Annotated in this window: 16 protein-coding genes; 8 read left to right on the top strand and 8 right to left on the bottom strand. The window is 75.4% G+C overall.

Features of this window, described 5'->3' with window-relative positions:
* Positions 1-21: 21 nt before the first annotated feature.
* Positions 22-1,449, bottom strand: a complete 1,428-nt coding sequence (locus tag ABZ370_RS15540; RefSeq protein WP_358620439.1) for a hypothetical protein — start codon at positions 1,447-1,449, stop codon at positions 22-24.
* Between the two features lie 163 nt (positions 1,450-1,612).
* Between ABZ370_RS15540 and ABZ370_RS15535 the strand changes: the two genes are divergently transcribed.
* Positions 1,613-2,905 (top strand): molybdopterin-dependent oxidoreductase, encoded by a 1,293-nt coding sequence (locus tag ABZ370_RS15535; RefSeq protein ID WP_358620437.1) that lies wholly within the window; start codon positions 1,613-1,615, stop codon positions 2,903-2,905.
* Positions 2,906-2,919: 14 nt separating this feature from the next.
* A complete protein-coding gene (locus ABZ370_RS15530; RefSeq protein ID WP_358620435.1) occupies positions 2,920-3,432 on the top strand; it encodes a hypothetical protein in 513 nt (170 codons plus the stop codon).
* Here ABZ370_RS15530 and ABZ370_RS15525 read toward each other — a convergent pair.
* The 3 genes from ABZ370_RS15525 to ABZ370_RS15515 all read right to left on the bottom strand — a co-directional run bounded on the left by ABZ370_RS15525 (position 3,347) and on the right by ABZ370_RS15515 (position 5,657).
* Positions 3,347-4,111, bottom strand: a complete 765-nt coding sequence (locus ABZ370_RS15525) for a methyltransferase domain-containing protein (RefSeq protein ID WP_358620434.1) — start codon at positions 4,109-4,111, stop codon at positions 3,347-3,349. The two genes, ABZ370_RS15530 and ABZ370_RS15525, sit on opposite strands and share 86 nt — an antisense overlap.
* Complete coding sequence (locus tag ABZ370_RS15520) at positions 4,108-4,764, bottom strand: DUF2064 domain-containing protein (protein WP_358620918.1); 657 nt, start codon at positions 4,762-4,764, stop codon at positions 4,108-4,110. Before ABZ370_RS15520 ends, ABZ370_RS15525 begins: the two co-directional genes overlap by 4 nt.
* Positions 4,765-4,925: 161 nt before the next feature.
* Positions 4,926-5,657, bottom strand: a complete 732-nt coding sequence (locus ABZ370_RS15515; RefSeq protein WP_358620433.1) for a glycosyltransferase family 2 protein — start codon at positions 5,655-5,657, stop codon at positions 4,926-4,928.
* Positions 5,658-5,772: 115 nt separating this feature from the next.
* On the opposite strand from ABZ370_RS15515, the gene ABZ370_RS15510 reads away from it, so the two are divergent.
* Positions 5,773-6,546: a response regulator transcription factor gene (locus tag ABZ370_RS15510; RefSeq protein WP_358620431.1), complete on the top strand. Its 774-nt coding sequence runs from the start codon at positions 5,773-5,775 to the stop codon at positions 6,544-6,546.
* On the top strand, positions 6,539-7,651 hold the full coding sequence (locus ABZ370_RS15505; RefSeq protein WP_358620429.1) for a HAMP domain-containing sensor histidine kinase: 1,113 nt from the start codon (positions 6,539-6,541) through the stop codon (positions 7,649-7,651). The genes ABZ370_RS15510 and ABZ370_RS15505 overlap by 8 nt, the downstream gene beginning before the upstream one ends.
* Positions 7,652-7,658: 7 nt before the next feature.
* Here the strand turns inward: ABZ370_RS15505 and ABZ370_RS15500 are convergent, their stop codons facing one another.
* Positions 7,659-8,741 carry an NAD-dependent epimerase/dehydratase family protein gene (locus ABZ370_RS15500; protein WP_358620428.1) on the bottom strand — a complete coding sequence of 361 codons (1,083 nt, stop codon included), beginning with the start codon at positions 8,739-8,741 and terminating at the stop codon, positions 7,659-7,661.
* A 236-nt stretch (positions 8,742-8,977) separates the two neighbouring features.
* Here ABZ370_RS15500 and ABZ370_RS15495 point away from each other — a divergent pair, with 236 nt between their 5' ends.
* On the top strand, positions 8,978-9,895 hold the full coding sequence (locus tag ABZ370_RS15495) for a class I SAM-dependent methyltransferase (protein WP_358620426.1): 918 nt from the start codon (positions 8,978-8,980) through the stop codon (positions 9,893-9,895).
* Between the two features lie 535 nt (positions 9,896-10,430).
* Here ABZ370_RS15495 and ABZ370_RS15490 read toward each other — a convergent pair.
* The gene (locus tag ABZ370_RS15490; RefSeq protein WP_358620424.1) at positions 10,431-11,582 is read right to left on the bottom strand and encodes a serine hydrolase domain-containing protein; all 1,152 of its coding nucleotides are present in this window, start codon (positions 11,580-11,582) and stop codon (positions 10,431-10,433) included.
* Positions 11,583-11,601: 19 nt separating this feature from the next.
* Between ABZ370_RS15490 and ABZ370_RS15485 the strand changes: the two genes are divergently transcribed.
* A complete protein-coding gene (locus tag ABZ370_RS15485) occupies positions 11,602-11,766 on the top strand; it encodes a hypothetical protein (protein ID WP_358620423.1) in 165 nt (54 codons plus the stop codon).
* Here ABZ370_RS15485 and ABZ370_RS15480 read toward each other — a convergent pair.
* Positions 11,759-12,547 (bottom strand): peptidyl-tRNA hydrolase, encoded by a 789-nt coding sequence (locus ABZ370_RS15480; RefSeq protein ID WP_358620421.1) that lies wholly within the window; start codon positions 12,545-12,547, stop codon positions 11,759-11,761. The two genes, ABZ370_RS15485 and ABZ370_RS15480, sit on opposite strands and share 8 nt — an antisense overlap.
* Positions 12,548-12,617: 70 nt before the next feature.
* On the opposite strand from ABZ370_RS15480, the gene ABZ370_RS15475 reads away from it, so the two are divergent.
* On the top strand, positions 12,618-13,742 hold the full coding sequence (locus tag ABZ370_RS15475) for an ATP-binding cassette domain-containing protein (RefSeq protein ID WP_358620419.1): 1,125 nt from the start codon (positions 12,618-12,620) through the stop codon (positions 13,740-13,742).
* Entirely contained in the window at positions 13,739-14,407 is a 669-nt protein-coding gene (locus ABZ370_RS15470; RefSeq protein WP_358620418.1) for an ABC transporter, read from the top strand. The genes ABZ370_RS15475 and ABZ370_RS15470 overlap by 4 nt, the downstream gene beginning before the upstream one ends.
* A gap of 46 nt (positions 14,408-14,453) precedes the next feature.
* On the opposite strand, the gene ABZ370_RS15465 is transcribed toward ABZ370_RS15470, so the two are convergent.
* Positions 14,454-15,878 carry an alkaline phosphatase PhoX gene (locus tag ABZ370_RS15465; protein ID WP_358620417.1) on the bottom strand — a complete coding sequence of 475 codons (1,425 nt, stop codon included), beginning with the start codon at positions 15,876-15,878 and terminating at the stop codon, positions 14,454-14,456.
* Positions 15,879-15,912: the final 34 nt, after the last annotated feature.

Genomic DNA, 15,912 nt, shown 5'->3' with positions numbered 1-15,912 from the left:
CCTGCTCTTCACATCGGCCACTCACCAACCGGTCAGCAGCAGATGGTTCACCAGCAGCGCCAGCCCGGCCTGCACCGTCAGCCAGCGGCGGTGGTCGCGGGCGGGCAGCAGCGCGGCGGCGGGCAGCAGCCAGAGCACGAACGGCAGCCAGATGCGCTCCGTCTCGGCCTTGCTCATCCCGGACAGATCGGCGGTGGCCAGCGCGAGCAGAACCGCCACCACGAGCACCACGAGCCCGTCCGCCCCGCCGTGTTCACCCTGGTCACCCTGGTCATCGTGGACGCCGTGGCGCAGCCGCCGTACCGCCCCGGGCGCGGCCTCCACGGCCCGGCGGGCGCCGGCGACGGAGGCGAGGCCGGCCGTGACCACCGTGCAGGCGAGGTTGGCCCACACCCAGTAGCCGTACGGGCGCTCCGCCGCGACCCCTTGGTAGTAGCGCTCGACCAGCAGGTCGTACCCCTCCCACCAGGCGAAACCGGCCAGGGTGAACGCGCCCGCCACCACCGCCGCCCCGGCCGCCGCGTACGGCAGCGGCCGCACCGTACGGGCGAGCAGGAGCACGGCCGCGGCGGGCAGCGCCAACAGCGTGAGCCCGTACGACAGATACCCGGTGAGGCCGAGCAGCGGCCCGGCGGCCAGCGCGACGGCGCGCGGTGCCCGGACCGTACGGCTCGCCGCCAGCGCGAGCAGCGCGAGCCCCCACGCCGCGACCGCCGCGAAGTAGCCGTCCGCCGACGCCCCCACCCACACCGCGGCCGGGGCCAGGACGAGGAAGGGCGCGGCGGTGCGCGCCGCGCCCTCCTGCCCCAGCGCGCGCAGCGTGACCAGCACGGCCGCCACCGCCGAGCTGCCGACGGTGACGCAGAACGCCCCCGCCCATCCGCCGCCGCCGAGCCCCAGCCGGTCGAGCCCGACGAAGGTGAGCACGGCGCCCGGCGGATGCCCGGCGATGTGCGCGGGCCAGTGGTCGGGCTGGGTGAGCAGGATGTGGCCGGTGAAGCCGCGCAGCGCGGCGCCGATGTCATGGAAGCGGTCGACGCCGCGCAGATACTCGTTCCGCTGCGTCAGCCGCCCGGCCACGCCCCGTCCCCAGCCGTCGACGAGCGCCAGCGCCCAGGTCCAGGCCAGCGCCGCCGCCCAGGCCGCCCACAGCAGCCGGTGCCACGGCAGCGTCGCCGCGTACCGCGGGCCGTGGGCGACGACGGCCACGGCGAGGGCCACGGCGGCGGGCGTGCCGGGGCCCGCGTGGGGCAGCCAGGAGGCGAACAGCGGCGCCCAGTCGACGTAGAGGGTGTGGTCGGTCCGCTGGATCAGGGTGCCGACGGCGGCCGCGACGGCGAAGAGGAGGGCGGCGGCAGCGGCGGCGAGCACATCCCGGCGGCGGCCGGTCCGCCCGTCCCCGTCCGTCGTACGAAGGGTTCGGTCATCGGTGCGGAGGGGGAGCTTCACGGCTTCACGCTAAGCCGGTGACCTGCCGGATCGGCCGCTGCGGCGCGCTCCGTCACCGAACCGTCAGATCCGTCCGGGCGGGTGCGTCCGGATGGGCCGACGTCAGCGTTTCGTCATGCGTCGGAGCCGCTTCCGACCGGCCCGTCGGCCCTACGGTCGTGCCATGAGCCACAGTCCACCCGGCCGGTCCGACGGTGCGCACAAAGCCCGTACACCGTGGCGGAGCCCCTTGCGCGGCCCCTGGCTGACGTCCGTCTTCGGCCTGGTCCTGCTGTTCGGGATTCCGCTGCTGTTCGTCACCGGGCTGCTGTCGTACGCCGCGTACAACCCGGATCTGTCCCCGGTCAACGACACGACGCCGGACAAGGGGCTGCTCGGCGTCTATCTCTTCTCCTGGCCGACCCACCCCGTCTGGCTCTACCGCGTCACCCAGGGCGTACACGTCACGCTCGGCATCGTGCTGGTGCCGGTGCTGCTGGCCAAGCTGTGGTCGGTCGTCCCCAAGCTGTTCGAGCGGCCGCCGGTGCGGTCCCCGGCGCATGGGCTGGAGCGGCTGTCGCTGCTCGCGCTGGTCGGCGGCGGGCTGTTCGAGTTCGTGACCGGGGTGCTCAACGTCCAGCTGGAGTACGTCTTTCCCGGGTCCTTCTACCCGCTGCACTTCTACGGGGCGTGGATCTTCATGGGCGCGTTCGCCGTCCATGTGGCGCTCCGGTTCCCCCGTATGGTGCGCGCGCTGCGCGGCCGCGATCTGCGGGCGGAGCTGCGCACCCCCGTCTCCCGTACCCGGCCGGAACCGCCCGACGAGACCGGTCTGGTCAGCCCGGACCCGGCCCCGCCGACCATGTCGCGGCGCGGCGCGCTCGCGATGGTGGGCACCGGCTCGGCCGCCCTGCTGGTGGTGACCGCCGGGCAGAGCGTCGACGGGCCGCTGCGGAACACCGCGCTGCTCGCCCCGCACGGCCGGAGTCCGGGCCGGGGGCCGAACGGCTTCCAGATCAACAAGACCGCCGCGGCCGTCGGCGTCAGCGCCCGCGATATCGGCCCCGGCTGGCGGCTGGTGGTCCGTGGCCCGGGCCGTGAGGTCGTCCTCACCCGTGCGCAGGTGCTGCGGCTGCCGCGGCACGAGTCGGCGCTGCCGATCGCCTGCGTGGAGGGGTGGTCCACCTCCGACCAGCGCTGGGAGGGGGTGCGGCTGTCCGATCTCGCCGGGCTTGTCGGCCTGGGTGAGCGGCCGCCGGGCGTCCTCGTCGAGTCGCTCCAGCGGCACGGCTCGTTCCGCTCGGCCGCGCTGCGCGACAACCAGGTCCGCGATCCGCGCTCGCTGCTCGCCCTGCGCGTCAACGGCGCCGACCTGTCGCCGGACCACGGCTACCCGGCGCGTGTCATCGTCCCGGGCGCCCCGGGCGTGCACAACACCAAGTGGGTCGCCCGGCTGAGCTTCGGGCAGTCGGTGTGAACGGGGAAGACGGTGTGAACGGTGTGAAGGGCTCCGGCTTCCGGCGGCGCTACGGCGACTCGCCGCTGCAACTGCTTCTGCTGCTCGGCTCGTTCGCGCTGACCGGCTACGCGGGGGTACGGCTGCTGCGCGGCGACTGGCTCGGGATCGTGCTCTGGTTCGTCGGCGCCGCCGTCCTGCACGACCTGGTGCTGCTGCCGCTGTACGGGGCCGCCGACCGGGCGCTCCAGCGGGTGGTCCCGGCGCCCGCCTCGTACGTCAACTTCGTACGGCTGCCCGCCTTCGTCTCGGGGCTGTTGCTGCTGGTGTGGTTCCCGCTGATCGCGGGGACGCAGCGGAGCCGCTATGAGCGCTCGACCGGCCTGTCCGCCGAGGTCTTCCTGCCGCGCTGGCTGCTCATCACGGCGGCGCTGTTCGCCGTCTCCGCGCTGTGGCTGTGGGTCAGGACGTCGGCGGCGCGGCGGGCCCGGGTGCGGCGGGTCCGGCTGTGGCGGGTCCGGGGACGGCGGCGCGGCGCAGGGCGGTGAAGGCGCGGCCCCGCGCCGTCCAGTGCTCGACGGCGGTCCAGCCCGCAGACCCGGCGTGGCGCAGCAGCGCGGGGGCGCCCACCCGGGCCCAGGGGAACGCCTCGCCGGGCTCGCCGCGCCCGTCGTCCACCCGCACCCGGACCCGTTCGTCGACATCGGCCGCGGCCGTCTCGGCGATCAGCAGCCCCTCGGGGGTGAGGAGTTGGCGGACGCGTGCCAGCAGGGCCCGGGGGTCGCCGCCGATGCCGATGTTGCCGTCGAGCAGCAGCGCCGTGCCCCAACGTCCCTCGTCCGGCAGCGGTTCGAAGACCGAGCGGCACAGCGCCGGGCCACCGGCGCGCACGGTGCGGGCGACCGCGGCCCGGCTCACGTCGATGCCCAGACAGCGGCGGCCGTGCGGGGCGAGCGCGGCCACCAGCCGCCCGGGGCCGCAGCCGATGTCGAGTACGGCGCCCCGGCACCGGCGCAGCACGGTACGGTCCGCCGCGTCGGCGTCCGCGCACCAGCGCTCGACCTCCAGTGGCAGCAGCCAGCCGTCCGCGCGGCGCAGGAACAGCGGCCCCCGGCCCGCGCTGAGCGCCCGCGTATAGGGGTCGGCGCGCCAGTGCGCGGCCTGGGCGCCCCCGCCCGCGCCCCCGCCCGCGCCCCCGCCCGCGCCGCCGTGTGTCGCCGTGCTCATCGGGTGGCGGCCCGGGACAGCCCGGCGAGGGTACGGGCGAACCGGCCGCCCGGTGCGAGGGCCGCCACCCACGCGGCGTCGTCCGCCGTGTCCACATCGCGCAGTACGGGCAGCTCGCCCACCCGCAGCCCCGCGTCCGTGAGCCGTCGCCGCTGTGCGGCACCGGTGGCCGGGGTGGACATCGGCACTCCGCGCAGCAGCTCCGGGTCCGGTTCCGCCAGGCCCAGGGCCCAGAAGCCGCCGTCGGCGGCGGGCCCGAACCAGGCGTCGCGGTCCCGCCAGCCGTCCCCGCGCAGCGCGGGCGCCAGCAGGGCGGGGGTGACCTGCGGGGTGTCCATGCCGATGAGCAGCGTGGGCCCCTGGCACCCGGCGAAGGCCGCGGCCAGCCGCTCGTCGAGAGTGCCGCCGCTCTGTGCCACGACCTCGATACCCGGCGGCAGCCAGGGCCCCGGGGCCCCGTCGAGCGCCAGCACCCTGCGCCGGGCGGGCATCCCGAGCACGGCGTGCAGGGTGTCCGCGAGCGCGGCCTCGGCCAGCGCCGCGGCCTCCGCCGGGCTGTACGGGGGAGTGAGCCGGGTCTTCACCCGCCCCGCCACGGGCTCCTTGGCGATGACGAGGACGGTGCTCTCCGGGCGCCGAAGAGCGTCGGCCACGGTAACGGCGTCGGCGTCGGCGTCGGTATCGGCGTCGGGTACGGTGCCGCGTCCGGCGCCGGAGCCATTGCCGGGCGCCGGGCGCTCGTCGGCGGTCCGGCGCGACCCGGCCGGACCGTGGGCAGCGAGCGGAGGAAGGGGCGTGCGCCTCGGCGGCGCGTTCACCGGGTGGCCCCCGCCCGGTCGCCGTCGCCGGGGGCGGCCGGGGCCCGGGGCGGCTGCCGCAGCACCGCCCGCATGTCGCGTACCGCGTGCCAGGTGCCCCGCCAGGTGCCGGTGACCTTCGAGACGCCCGTGCGCGGCCGGTACGGCACGTCGCGCTCCGCGATCCGCCAGCCCGCGTCGGCGGCCCGCACGACCATCTCCAGCGGGTAGCCGCTGCGCCGGTCGGTGAGGCCCAGGGCCAGCAGCGGTGCGCGCCGGGCGGCCCGCAGCGGGCCGAGGTCGTGCAGTGCGGCTCCGGTGCGCCGTCGCATCATGCGGGCCAGGGCGAGGTTGCCGAGCCGGGCGTGCACCGGCCACGCGCCGCGCCCCCGTGGACGACGGCGCCCCAGCACGAGGTCGGCGTCTCCGTCGGCGACGCTCCGTACGAAGCCGGGCAGCAGCCCGGGGTCGAGCGAGGCGTCGCAGTCGCAGAAGCAGACGAAGTCGGCGTCGGCGGCGAGCAGTCCGGCGTGGCAGGCGGCCCCGAAGCCCCGGCGGGACTCGTGGACGACGGTGGCGCCGAGGGCGCGGGCGATCGCGGCCGAGCCGTCCGTCGAGCCGTTGTCGACGACGATGGCGCGCCAGCCGGCGGGGATGCGTTCCAGCACCCAGGGCAGGGCGGCGGCCTCGTTCAGACAGGGGAGGACGACATCCGCACGAGGAGCGGTCAAGTTTGTCACCCGGCCCACCCTACGAAGGAGAAAGCCACATTCCGGACTTCAGGACCTTACGAAACACGGACGTCGCCGCCGTCCCGCGCTCCTGGGCGGGACGGCGGCCGGGCCGGGTGCCAGGCTGGGGCGCATGGAGCAGACACCGCCTCCCGGCCGCGTTCTCGTCGTGGACGACGATCCGACCGTCGCCGAGGTCGTCGCCGGATATCTCACCCGCGCCGGTTACGCCGTCGACCGGGCCGCCGACGGCCCCGGCGCGCTCGCCCGCGCCGACGCCCAGTGGCCCGACCTCGTCGTCCTGGACCTCATGTTGCCCGGCATGGACGGCCTGGAGGTGTGCCGCACGCTGCGCGGCAAGGGGCCGGTGCCCGTGATCATGCTGACCGCCCGCGGCGACGAGGACGACCGCATCCTCGGACTGGAGATCGGCGCGGACGACTACGTCACCAAGCCGTTCAGCCCGCGCGAGCTGGTGCTGCGGGTGGAGTCCGTACTGCGCCGCGGCCGTACCGGACCGCGCGCCTCCGCCGGGGTGCGGAACCCTGGTCCCGAGCGGCCGGACACCGTGCTGCGCCGCGCCGGGATCACCCTCGACCCGATGGCCCGCCGCGCCACCAGGGGCGGCCGGGAACTCGCCCTGACCCTCCGCGAGTTCGACCTGCTGGCCTTTCTGCTGCGCCACCCCGGGCTCGCCTGCACCCGCGAGGAGCTGATGCGGGAGGTCTGGGGCTGGGACTTCGGCGATCTGTCCACCGTCACCGTCCATGTGCGGCGGCTGCGCGGGAAGATCGAGGACGACCCCGCCGCGCCGCGCCTCATCCAGACCGTCTGGGGCGTGGGCTACCGCTTCGACGTGCCGGACGCCGGGGCGGAAGGGGCGGAGGGGTCGGACCGTCATGCGTGATGTGCTGCTGATGGCCCTGTTCGCGTTCCTCGGCGCCGCCGCGGCCGGGCTGTTCGGCGCGTTCGCACTGCGGCTGCTGCGCGGCCGTTCCGTCGCCGTGTCCCTCGCGGTCGTGGCCGCCGTCGGGGTGATGGCCATGCTCACCGGGACGCTCGCGGTCGCCTGGGCGATGTTCCTGTCCCCGCACGATCTGACGGTCGTCACCACCGTCTGCGCCATGGCCGCGGTGGTGTCCCTGGTGACCGCATTGCTGCTGGGCCGCTGGGTGGTGGCCCGCAGCCATGAGCTGACCCTCGCGGCCCGCTCCTTCGGGGACGGCGGCAGCTTCGCCGCCCCCGGCGGCGCGGCCACCGCCGAACTCGCCGAACTCGGCCGCGAACTGGCCGCCACCAGCGACAGACTGGCCCGGTCCCGGGAGCGGGAACGGGCCCTGGAGTCCTCCCGCCGCGAACTGGTCGCCTGGATCTCGCACGATCTGCGCACCCCGCTGGCCGGGCTGCGGGCGATGTCCGAGGCGCTGGAGGACGGCATGGCGGAGGACCCGGACCGCTACCACCGCCAGATCCGCACCGAGGTGGAGCGGCTCAACACCATGGTCGGCGACCTCTTCGAACTCTCCCGCATCCACGCCGGGGCACTGTCCCTCGCTCCCACCCGGATCTCCGTCTACGACCTGATCGGCGACGCCCTCGCGGGCGCCGACCCGCTCGCCCGCCAGCTGGGCGTCCAGCTGACCGGCGACTCCGTGGACCCCATCCCCGTCGAGGTCGACGGCAAGGAGATGACCCGCGTCCTGGGCAACCTCCTCGTCAACGCCATCCGCCGCACCCCGGCGGACGGCACGGTCGCCGTCGCCGCGCGGCGCGAGGCGGACACCGTCGTGCTGTCCGTCACCGACGGCTGCGGCGGCATCCCGGAGGAGGATCTGCCGCGCGTCTTCGACACCGGCTGGCGCGGCACCCACGCCCGCACACCCCCGGCGGGCGCCGGTCTTGGCCTCGCCATCGTCCGCGGCATCGTCGAGGCCCACGACGGCCACGCGGCCGTGACGAACGTGGCCGGTGGCTGCCGCTTCGAGGTGCGCCTGCCCGCCGCCCGGGCGTAAACCGGTGTCAGCGGACGGGGCGTAGCGGCTCTGTATCGGCTCCCGGCCGCTGGGGCGCGTGCGCGAACTCCGTCATGCCCTGGCCGAACGGGATCGCGGGCCGCCAGCCCAGCTCTTCGCGCAGTCGCCGGGACGAGGCCGTGATGTGCCGTACGTCGCCCAGCCGGTAGGCGCCCGTGACCACCGGCGCGGGCCCGCCGAAGGCCGCCGCCAGCGCCTCGGCCATCTCGCCCACCGTATGGGGGTCGTCGCTTCCGGTGTTGTACGCGGTGAGGCCGCCCGCGGCCGCCGGGTCCGCGATCGCCTCCAGGGCGGCGGCGTTGGCCGAGGCCACGTCCCGTACGTGGATGAAGTCGCGGCGCTGCCCGCCGTCCTCGTAGACCGTCGGCGCCTCGCCGCGCGCGAGGGCCGAGCGGAAGAAGGAGGCGACGCCCGCGTAGGGGGTGTCGCGCGGCATGCCCGGCCCGTAGACGTTGTGGTAGCGCAGCGAGACCGCGCGCCCGTCCACCGCCCGCGCCCACGCCGCCGCCAGATGCTCCTGTGCCAGCTTCGTCGTCGCGTAGACGTTGCGCGGGTCGGCCGGTGCGTCCTCGTCGACCAGACCGGGCCGCAGCGGGGTGCCGCAGTCCGGGCAGCCGGGTTCGAACCGCCCGGCGGCCAGGTCGGCCCCGGCGCGCGGGCCGGGGCGCACCCGGCCGTGCCGGGGGCAGTCGTAGCGCCCCTCCCCGTACACCACCATCGACCCGGCCAGCACGAGCGAGCGCACCCCGCGCCCGGCCATCGCGGCCAGCAGCACCGCCGTGCCCAGGTCGTTGCAGCCGACGTAGCCCGGGGCGTCGGCGAAGTCCTTGCCGAGGCCGACCATCGCCGCCTGATGGCAGACGGCGTCCACCCCGCGCAGCGCCGACTCCACCGCCGCCCGGTCCCGCACATCGGCGTGAATCCACTCCGCGCCGGACCGCCGCGGCGGGGACGGATGGGCGGCGGGCAGCAGGGCGTCGAGGACCACCGGCTCATGGCCGCGGTCGGCGAGAGCGGTGACGATATGCGAGCCGATGAAGCCCGCGCCTCCGGTGACGAGTACGCGCATGGCCCCGACGCTAGGCGTTCACCGGCCGCCGGGCCCGCGTCCGCGCCGTGCCGTCATCGGTCTGTAAGACCGCATTCCGTACGCCTTTCCGATCACTGACCCCCTGTGCCGGTCCGGTTGCCCGGGGTTCCGGTCACATAAAACACACAACCGTGACGTCCCGGCGTTGCCTGTCACTGCGAGCGTGGCCCGCGATTCACGTCTCTCCCGACCGCCTCCGAGGAACAGAGAGCCCCATGACGGCCACCACCGCCGATGCAGCGCAGCGCCCCCGCAGCCTCAATGACGTCAAGGGGTGGTTCCCCAGCCTTGACCAAGTGCTGTTCGACTTCTTCCTGAGGCGCCAAGAGCGCCTCGGGGAGCACGGGGACCTTATGGAGATGGGCGCCTACATGGGCAAGAGCGCCATCTTCACCGCCGCGTACCTGCGGGCCGGTGAGCGCTACACGGTCTGCGACCTCTTCGACGCGGAGGACGCGCCGGACGAGAACAACGCGGCGGAGGCCCGGAAGTCGTACTCCACCCTCACCCGCACCGCCTTCGAGCAGAACTACCTGGCGTTCCACGACGAGCTGCCCGACGTCATCCAGGGCACGACCTCCGTCGTGCCCAGCCTGGTGGACGACGACACCTGCCGTTTCGTCCACGTCGATGCCTCGCACCTGTACGAGCACGTCGAGGGCGACATCGGCGCCGCGCGTGACGTTCTGCTGCCCGGCGGCATCGTCGTCCTCGACGACTTCCGCTCCGAGCACACCCCCGGCGTGGCCGCCGCCGCGTGGGAGGCCGTCTTCAACCGCGGACTGCGGCCCATCTGCCTGACCACCCAGAAGCTCTACGGCATGTGGGGCGACCCCGGCCCCATCCAGGAGGAGATGCTCGCGGACGAGGAGTGGCGCCGCGGGATGCACACCAGCCGCCAGGAGATCGCGGGCAGCCGCGTGCTGCGGTTCTCGGGGAAGCCGAAGAACCCGGCGGCGCCGCGGTCCCGCTACGCCGACGAGGCGCCCGCCGCCGCCCCCGCCCCGGGCCGGACCCCCGCCGCCCCGGCCTCGGCCTCCGCCCCCCGCCGCCCCAGCCAGGTCCGGCGCCTGGCCGCCGATGTGCTGCCGCCGGTGGTGACGCGCGCGATCCGCAAGCGCCGCCGCGCCTGACTGGCCTCCCCGGGCGTGGGGCCCCGGGCCTGACCCGGCCCCTGGCCTGGCTGGGCCCTGCCCGGGCCCCGGCCCCCGGCCTGATCGGGCCCCGGGCCGGACCCTGCGCTTGGCCGGGCTCCGGGCCTGACCCGGCGGCCCCTGGGCCTGCCTCGGTCCGGCCGCGCGCTCGGCTGGCCGTCGCTCCGGGCGTCGGCGTGCTCACGGCGCCACGCTGGCGTGGTCGGGCGGCTGACCGCCAGTGGTGACGCGCGCGATCCGCAAGCCGCCGCGTCCGACCGCGCCCCGGGCCTGTGGGCTCCAGGCCTGATCGGGCCCGGGCCTTGCCCGGCCCCGCGTCCGGGCGGCCGTCGCTCCGGCGGCTGGCTGCCGATGTGCTGCCGCCGGTGGTGACGCGCGCGATCCGCGAGCGCCGCCGCGCCTTGCCCGGCCGCGTGTGCGGCTCGGCGCCGCTCCCGGCGGCGGTCGCGCCGGGGGCTGGTCGCGCCTGGGCCCGTCGTGACGGGCGCGGCCGTGGGGCGTCGGTGGACCGGCGTCAGCCGGTCAGGCAGTCGCGTACCGCCTCGATCAGGCGGGTGGCGCGGGCGTCGCCGTGGCCGATCATGCGGTTGGCGACGTACGCGAAGCCCACGCCGTACTCGTCGTCGCCGAAGCCGAACTGGCCGCCCGCCCCGTCGTTGCCGAAGCTGCGTTCGCCCAGCATCGGACGGAAGGCCGCCGAGTCGAGCAGGAAGCCCGAGCCCCAGCGCGCCCCGGCGTCGAAGCCCAGCCAGCCCTTGCCGGACGACACCTCGCGGACCGCGTCCGTCACCGTCTTTGGGGTGAGCAGCCGCTCGTGGCCCCCGATGCCGCTCACGGCCGCCGCGTACATCCCGGCGAGGCCGCTCGCCGACGCGGTGGCGCCCGCGCCGGGCAGCTCCATGCCGAGGAGTGCCGGGTCGTTCCAGCCGTGCGGCTCGTCGACGCCGGGGAAGACCAGCGCGCCGTTCATCGTCACGATGCGGGTCAGCAGATGCTCGGGCCCCGGCATCGCGGGCCGCCCCTCGGCCTCGACGAGGCGGGCGCGGGCGTCCATCTCCCGGGCGGGCAGGCCGATCCAGGCGCGCAGCCCCAGCGGGTCGCCCATGGCCTCGCGGAAGTACGCGCCCGGGGTGAGCCCGGTGATCTGCCGGATGACCTCACCGATGAGGAAGCCGAAGACATGGCCGTGGTACTCGTACGCCGTGTCCGGCTCCCACAGCGGCGGCTGCTCCTCGATGGCGCGGATGACCGGTGTCCAGGCGGCGATCTCCTCGAAGCCGAGCACCGCGTCGAGGGCGGGAACGCCCGCCCGGTGACCGAGGACCATGCGGCAGGTGACGGCGTCCTTGCCGTGCCGCGCGAACGCGGGCCAGTACCGGCTCACCGGGGCGTCGAGGTCGAGCCGCCCCTCCTGGGCGAGGAGATGGGCGCACAGGCTCACCATGCCCTTGGCGCACGAGAAGACCGGTACGGCCGTGTCCCGCTGCCACGCCCGGCCGGTGCGCTCGTCCGCGATCCCGCCCCACAGCTCCACGACCTTGCGTCCGCCGACGAACACCGTGACGGCCGAGCCGAGTTCGGGAAACTCGGCGAAGTTCCGCGCGAACGTGTCGGCTACGGCCCCGAACCCTTCGTCGGCCCATCCGTGTCCGTCGTGCTGCTCCACCGCTCCCACCCTCCGTCGTGTGACCGCGCGTCACGGTACGGCGGTGTGCGGCCTCCGCACGAACGAATTAGCGCCGCAGAGTCCGGCGGACGGCGTCGCGCAGCCAGTGGTGGGCTCCGTCGGCACCGAGAACGGCTACGCCCGTACCTACGGCCTCGACCCCGTCGCCACCGTCGTCACCTGACGCGGGGGAGCGGGCAGAAGCGGCTGCCGCCCTCGACGGCGACGGTTTCCCCGGGGGCGATCTCGGTGAAGCCCGCGTCCCGTACGACCGGCAGACCGCTTCCGGTGAGCGCGCTCCACCGCTCGGCCGACGCCGTCCGCACCGCCAGCGGGAAACCGGCCTCGCGCCACGCCGCCCGCCGCGCGTCGTCCAGCTCCCACCACGCAAGCTGCGCACCGTGCCCGGCCTGTGCCATCGTCTTGCCCGCCGACATCGTGACGTCCGGGTTCAGCCACAGCACCGGCCCGGCCGGGTCCGGTGCGGGCGGTGGCGCGGGGTCGTCCAGCTCGGTGCCGGAGACCTGGAGCTTGGCCAGCTCCTTGGGCCAGCCGTCCAGCGGCACCGGCGGGAACACCCGCACCTCGGCCGCCGGGTCGTCGTCGCCGCTCGCCGCCGCCGCCCGGCCCGTGAGCGTGATGCCCGGCAGCGTCTGGGCCCGCCGCCACTCGGCGCCCCGCGCCCGCCGCACGACCTTGCGGATGCGGGCGTCCTGCCAGTCCCGCACGGCCTCGGCCCACTCGCCGTCCTCCGCCGTCGACCGCTCGTCCGACAGCAGCACCAGCACCGCCCGCGCCGCCGTCTCCAGGGCGTCCGTACGGGTCGGGGGCGCGGCCTTCTCGATCCGCACCACCAGCGGCAGCACGAACTGCGGCGCCGCGTCCCGGTCCGTCTCCGCATGCCGGAACGGACTGCCGAGGGGCGTGGCGGGCGGGTCGGCGGGGATGGCGTCTGAGCTGGTCACGCGCTCCAGTCTGCCAGCACCTGCCGACAGCGGGGGCGGGCCGTCGCCCGAGTGCCTATGCTCAACCGGCATGAGACTGCGAGGAGTCGGCCGCCGCTATGGTCTGGCCGGACCGTGGGTGCTGCGTGGCGTCGATCTCGACGTGCCGCCGGGCTCGCTGACCCGGGTCGAGGGGACGAACGGCAGCGGCAAATCCACCCTGCTGCGGCTGCTCGCCGGGATCGACGCCCCCACCTCGGGCCGGATCACCGACCGCCCGCGCACCGCGTACGTCCCCGAGCGGTTCCCGGCCGAGCTGCCCTTCTCCGTCCTCGGCTACCTCACTCACCTGGGCCGGATTCACGGCCTGGGCCGGGCCGAGGCGGTGCGCGGGGCGGGGGAGTGGCTGGAGCGGTTCGGGGCCGCCGAGTACGCGGCCACCCCGCTCGCCGAGCTGTCCAAGGGCACCAGCCAGAAGGTCGCCGTGGCCCAGGCGCTGCTGGCCGCGCCCGCCCTGCTCGTCCTCGACGAGGCCTGGACCGGCCTCGACCGCGCTGCCCGCGGCGTCCTGGACGAGGCGGTCGCCGAGCGCATCGCCGACGGCGCCGCGGTCGTCTTCGTCGACCACGACCCACGCCGCCTGGCCGGATCACCGGACGCCGTGTTCCGCGTCACGGAAACCCGCCTGGAGCCGACGCCGGTTTCGGTGCCGGTCCCGGCCTCTGCCTCGGCCTCTGCCTCGGCTCCAACCCCTGCCTCTGCCTCGGCCCCGGTACCCGCGCCGGTCCCGGCGACCGGGCCGCTGCCGGACCCCGGCGAGCCCCCGGTCACCGCCGGACGGCGGGTCCGCATCGAGGCCGAGCCCTCACCGGGCGCCACCCTCCCCCCAAACCTCCCCGGCACGCCCCTGCACGAGCCCATCCCGCCCCCGCCGAACCCCGGCGGCGAGGCCGCGCGGGTCGGGCAGGCCGCGCCGGGTCCCGGCGACACGGTCCGGCCTGCGGTAGAGCACGACCGTGCCGTGCAGGGCGCGTCGGGGGCCCGTGACGAGGCCGGGTCGGGTGGGTGGGGTGCCCCCGGCGGCGACCCGGGGCCCGTGCGGCTGATCGTCGGGGGCGGGGACTCCGATGCGTTGCTTCGGGTTCTGCTCACCGCCAGCCCGCCCTGGCACATCCGCGCGGTGACCGAGATTCCCGCCGATCCGGAGGCCGCATGATCGCCCTGTTGCGCTACCAGGCGGCGCTGCTGGCCCGTTCGCAGCGCTGGTTGCCGCCGTTCATCCTCTACGCCGCCTTCATGGGCATCGGGGTGCAGGCCGGGCAGCCGATCCTCGACTCCTTCGGGTTCGCCGCCGCCGCGGTGCTGCCCGTCGCCGCCTGGATGGTGCGGGTGTGCGTCACCAACGAGCCCGCCGCGGCGCGTTCCTGCGCGGCCGCCGCGCGGGGGCCCGGCCGGGTGCATCTGGCCGGGGTGCTGACCGGGCTGGGCGCGGCGGTCGTCCTCGGGGTCGCCGGGACGCTGTACGTCGCGCTGGTCGGCGATCCGCGCAGCGCGGACGGCCGGGTCGGGGTTCCCGTGGCCGCGGCGGCCGTCGCCGGGCTGCTGGCCGCGCTCGCCTGCGCGCTGCTGGGCGCGGCTGTCGGCGCGCTGTGCAACCGGCCGCTGCTGCGCCGCCCCGGCTGGGCCGTCCTGTCGACCGTGCTCGCCGCGCTGCTGGTGTCCGTGGTCGGCGCCTCGCCCGCGAACGCGGCCGTAGCGGGCCTGGTCAACGGCTCGCGCAGCGGCACCGTGACCATGCCGCTGCTGCCGCTCGCCCTGACCGCCGTGCTCGCCGCCGGGGCGACCGCGATCGCCTGTGCGCTCAGTTCGCGCCGAGAGTGAACGCCTCCTGCCCCGTCCGCGCGGGGCAGGAGGCACACGGAGCCGGTCAGTGCCGCCAGGGGCCGGTGATGGCGAAGGTGGTGCCCGGGGTGTAGCAGTTCACGTACATCGTGCGGCGGTCCGGCGCGAAGGTGACGCCCGCGAACTCACCCCACTCGGGCTTGTCCTCGGTGCCGATGTTCTGGCGCCCCCGCGCCATCGGATAGACCTCTCCGCGCCGGGTCAGCCCGTAGACGTGCTGCGCGCCCTCGCCGTCCTCGCAGACCATCAGCCCGCCGCTGGGCGCGAGCGTGATGTTGTCGGGTGACTCGCCGGGCAGCTGCACGTCCGTGTCCGGCCCGAAGACGATCACCAGGGTGAGCCGGTGCCGCTGCGGTTCGTAGCGCCAGATCTGCCCGTAGTGGTCGGCGGCCGAGCCGTCCGCGCTCTTGGCGAAGCTGGAGACGAAGTAGACCGAGGTCCCGCCCCAGTAGCAGCCCTCCAGCTTCTGGGCGTGGGTGATGCCGCCCGCGCCGAAGTCCTGGAAGCGGATGGGGGTTTCCCGTGCGAGCGGATCGGGGACGGTCACCCACTCGATGTTGCCGAATGACGTCCCCGGCTCCTGGATGGTCGACAGGTCGGCCACCCCCGGCACCCGCAGGGCCTGGAGCTTGCCGCCCGCGCGCAGCGACCCGGTCCCGCCGAGGGGTTTACGGGGCAGAAAGCGGTAGAAGAGGCCGAAGGGCCGATCGAAGGCGTCCTCGGTCTCGTAGACGACCCCGCTGCGCGGGTCGACGGCGATCGCCTCGTGCTGGAAGCGGCCCATGGCCGTGAGCGGTACGGCGCCGGTGCGGCGCGGATCGTACGGGTCGACCTCGAAGATGAACCCGTGGTCCTTGGTGTAGCCGTTCGTACCGGCCTTGTCCTCGGTCTCCTCGCAGGTCAGCCACGTGTGCCAGGGCGTGGGTCCGCCCGCGCAGTTGACGGCCGTACCGGCGATGGCGACCCGTTCCGACAGCACCCGGCCGGCGGAGTCGAGCGCGAGGGCGGTGCAGCCGCCCATGCCCATCGGGTCGTAGGTGAGGCCCTTGACGGCGGGGACGCGGATCGCGGCGTCCTTGCGGTTCTCATGGTTGCGGACCAGATGCGTAACGCCCTCTCTGCCGCTCGCCCGGCCCGGGAAGGCGGCCATGCCGTCGCAGTGGCTGGGGACCTTGCCCTCGCCGGAGCGCAGCGCGTCGCCCTCGCGGGAGAGTACGCGGTAGCGGAAGCCCTCGGGGAGGTCGAGCAGGCCGTCCGGATCGGGCACGAGCGGCCCGTACCCGCCGCGCCCGCCGTGCCCGGCGGCGGCGTCCGGGGCGGCCGGGTCCGGTGCGTCCGGTGTGTCGGCCGCGGCCGTACCGGCGAAGAGTTCCTGGACGCTGCCGGTGAAGGCGATGGAGGCGCCCAGCGCACCGGTACGGCCCAGGATCTGACGTCGTGTCGCTGACATGCGGTAACTCCCTGCTGGCGGACAGGAAAGATGA

Origin of the sequence: Streptomyces sp. NPDC005962 (genome assembly GCF_040629205.1) — a bacterium.
Classification (GTDB): domain Bacteria; phylum Actinomycetota; class Actinomycetes; order Streptomycetales; family Streptomycetaceae; genus Streptomyces.
This window is presented reverse-complemented; position numbering and strand designations above follow the sequence as displayed.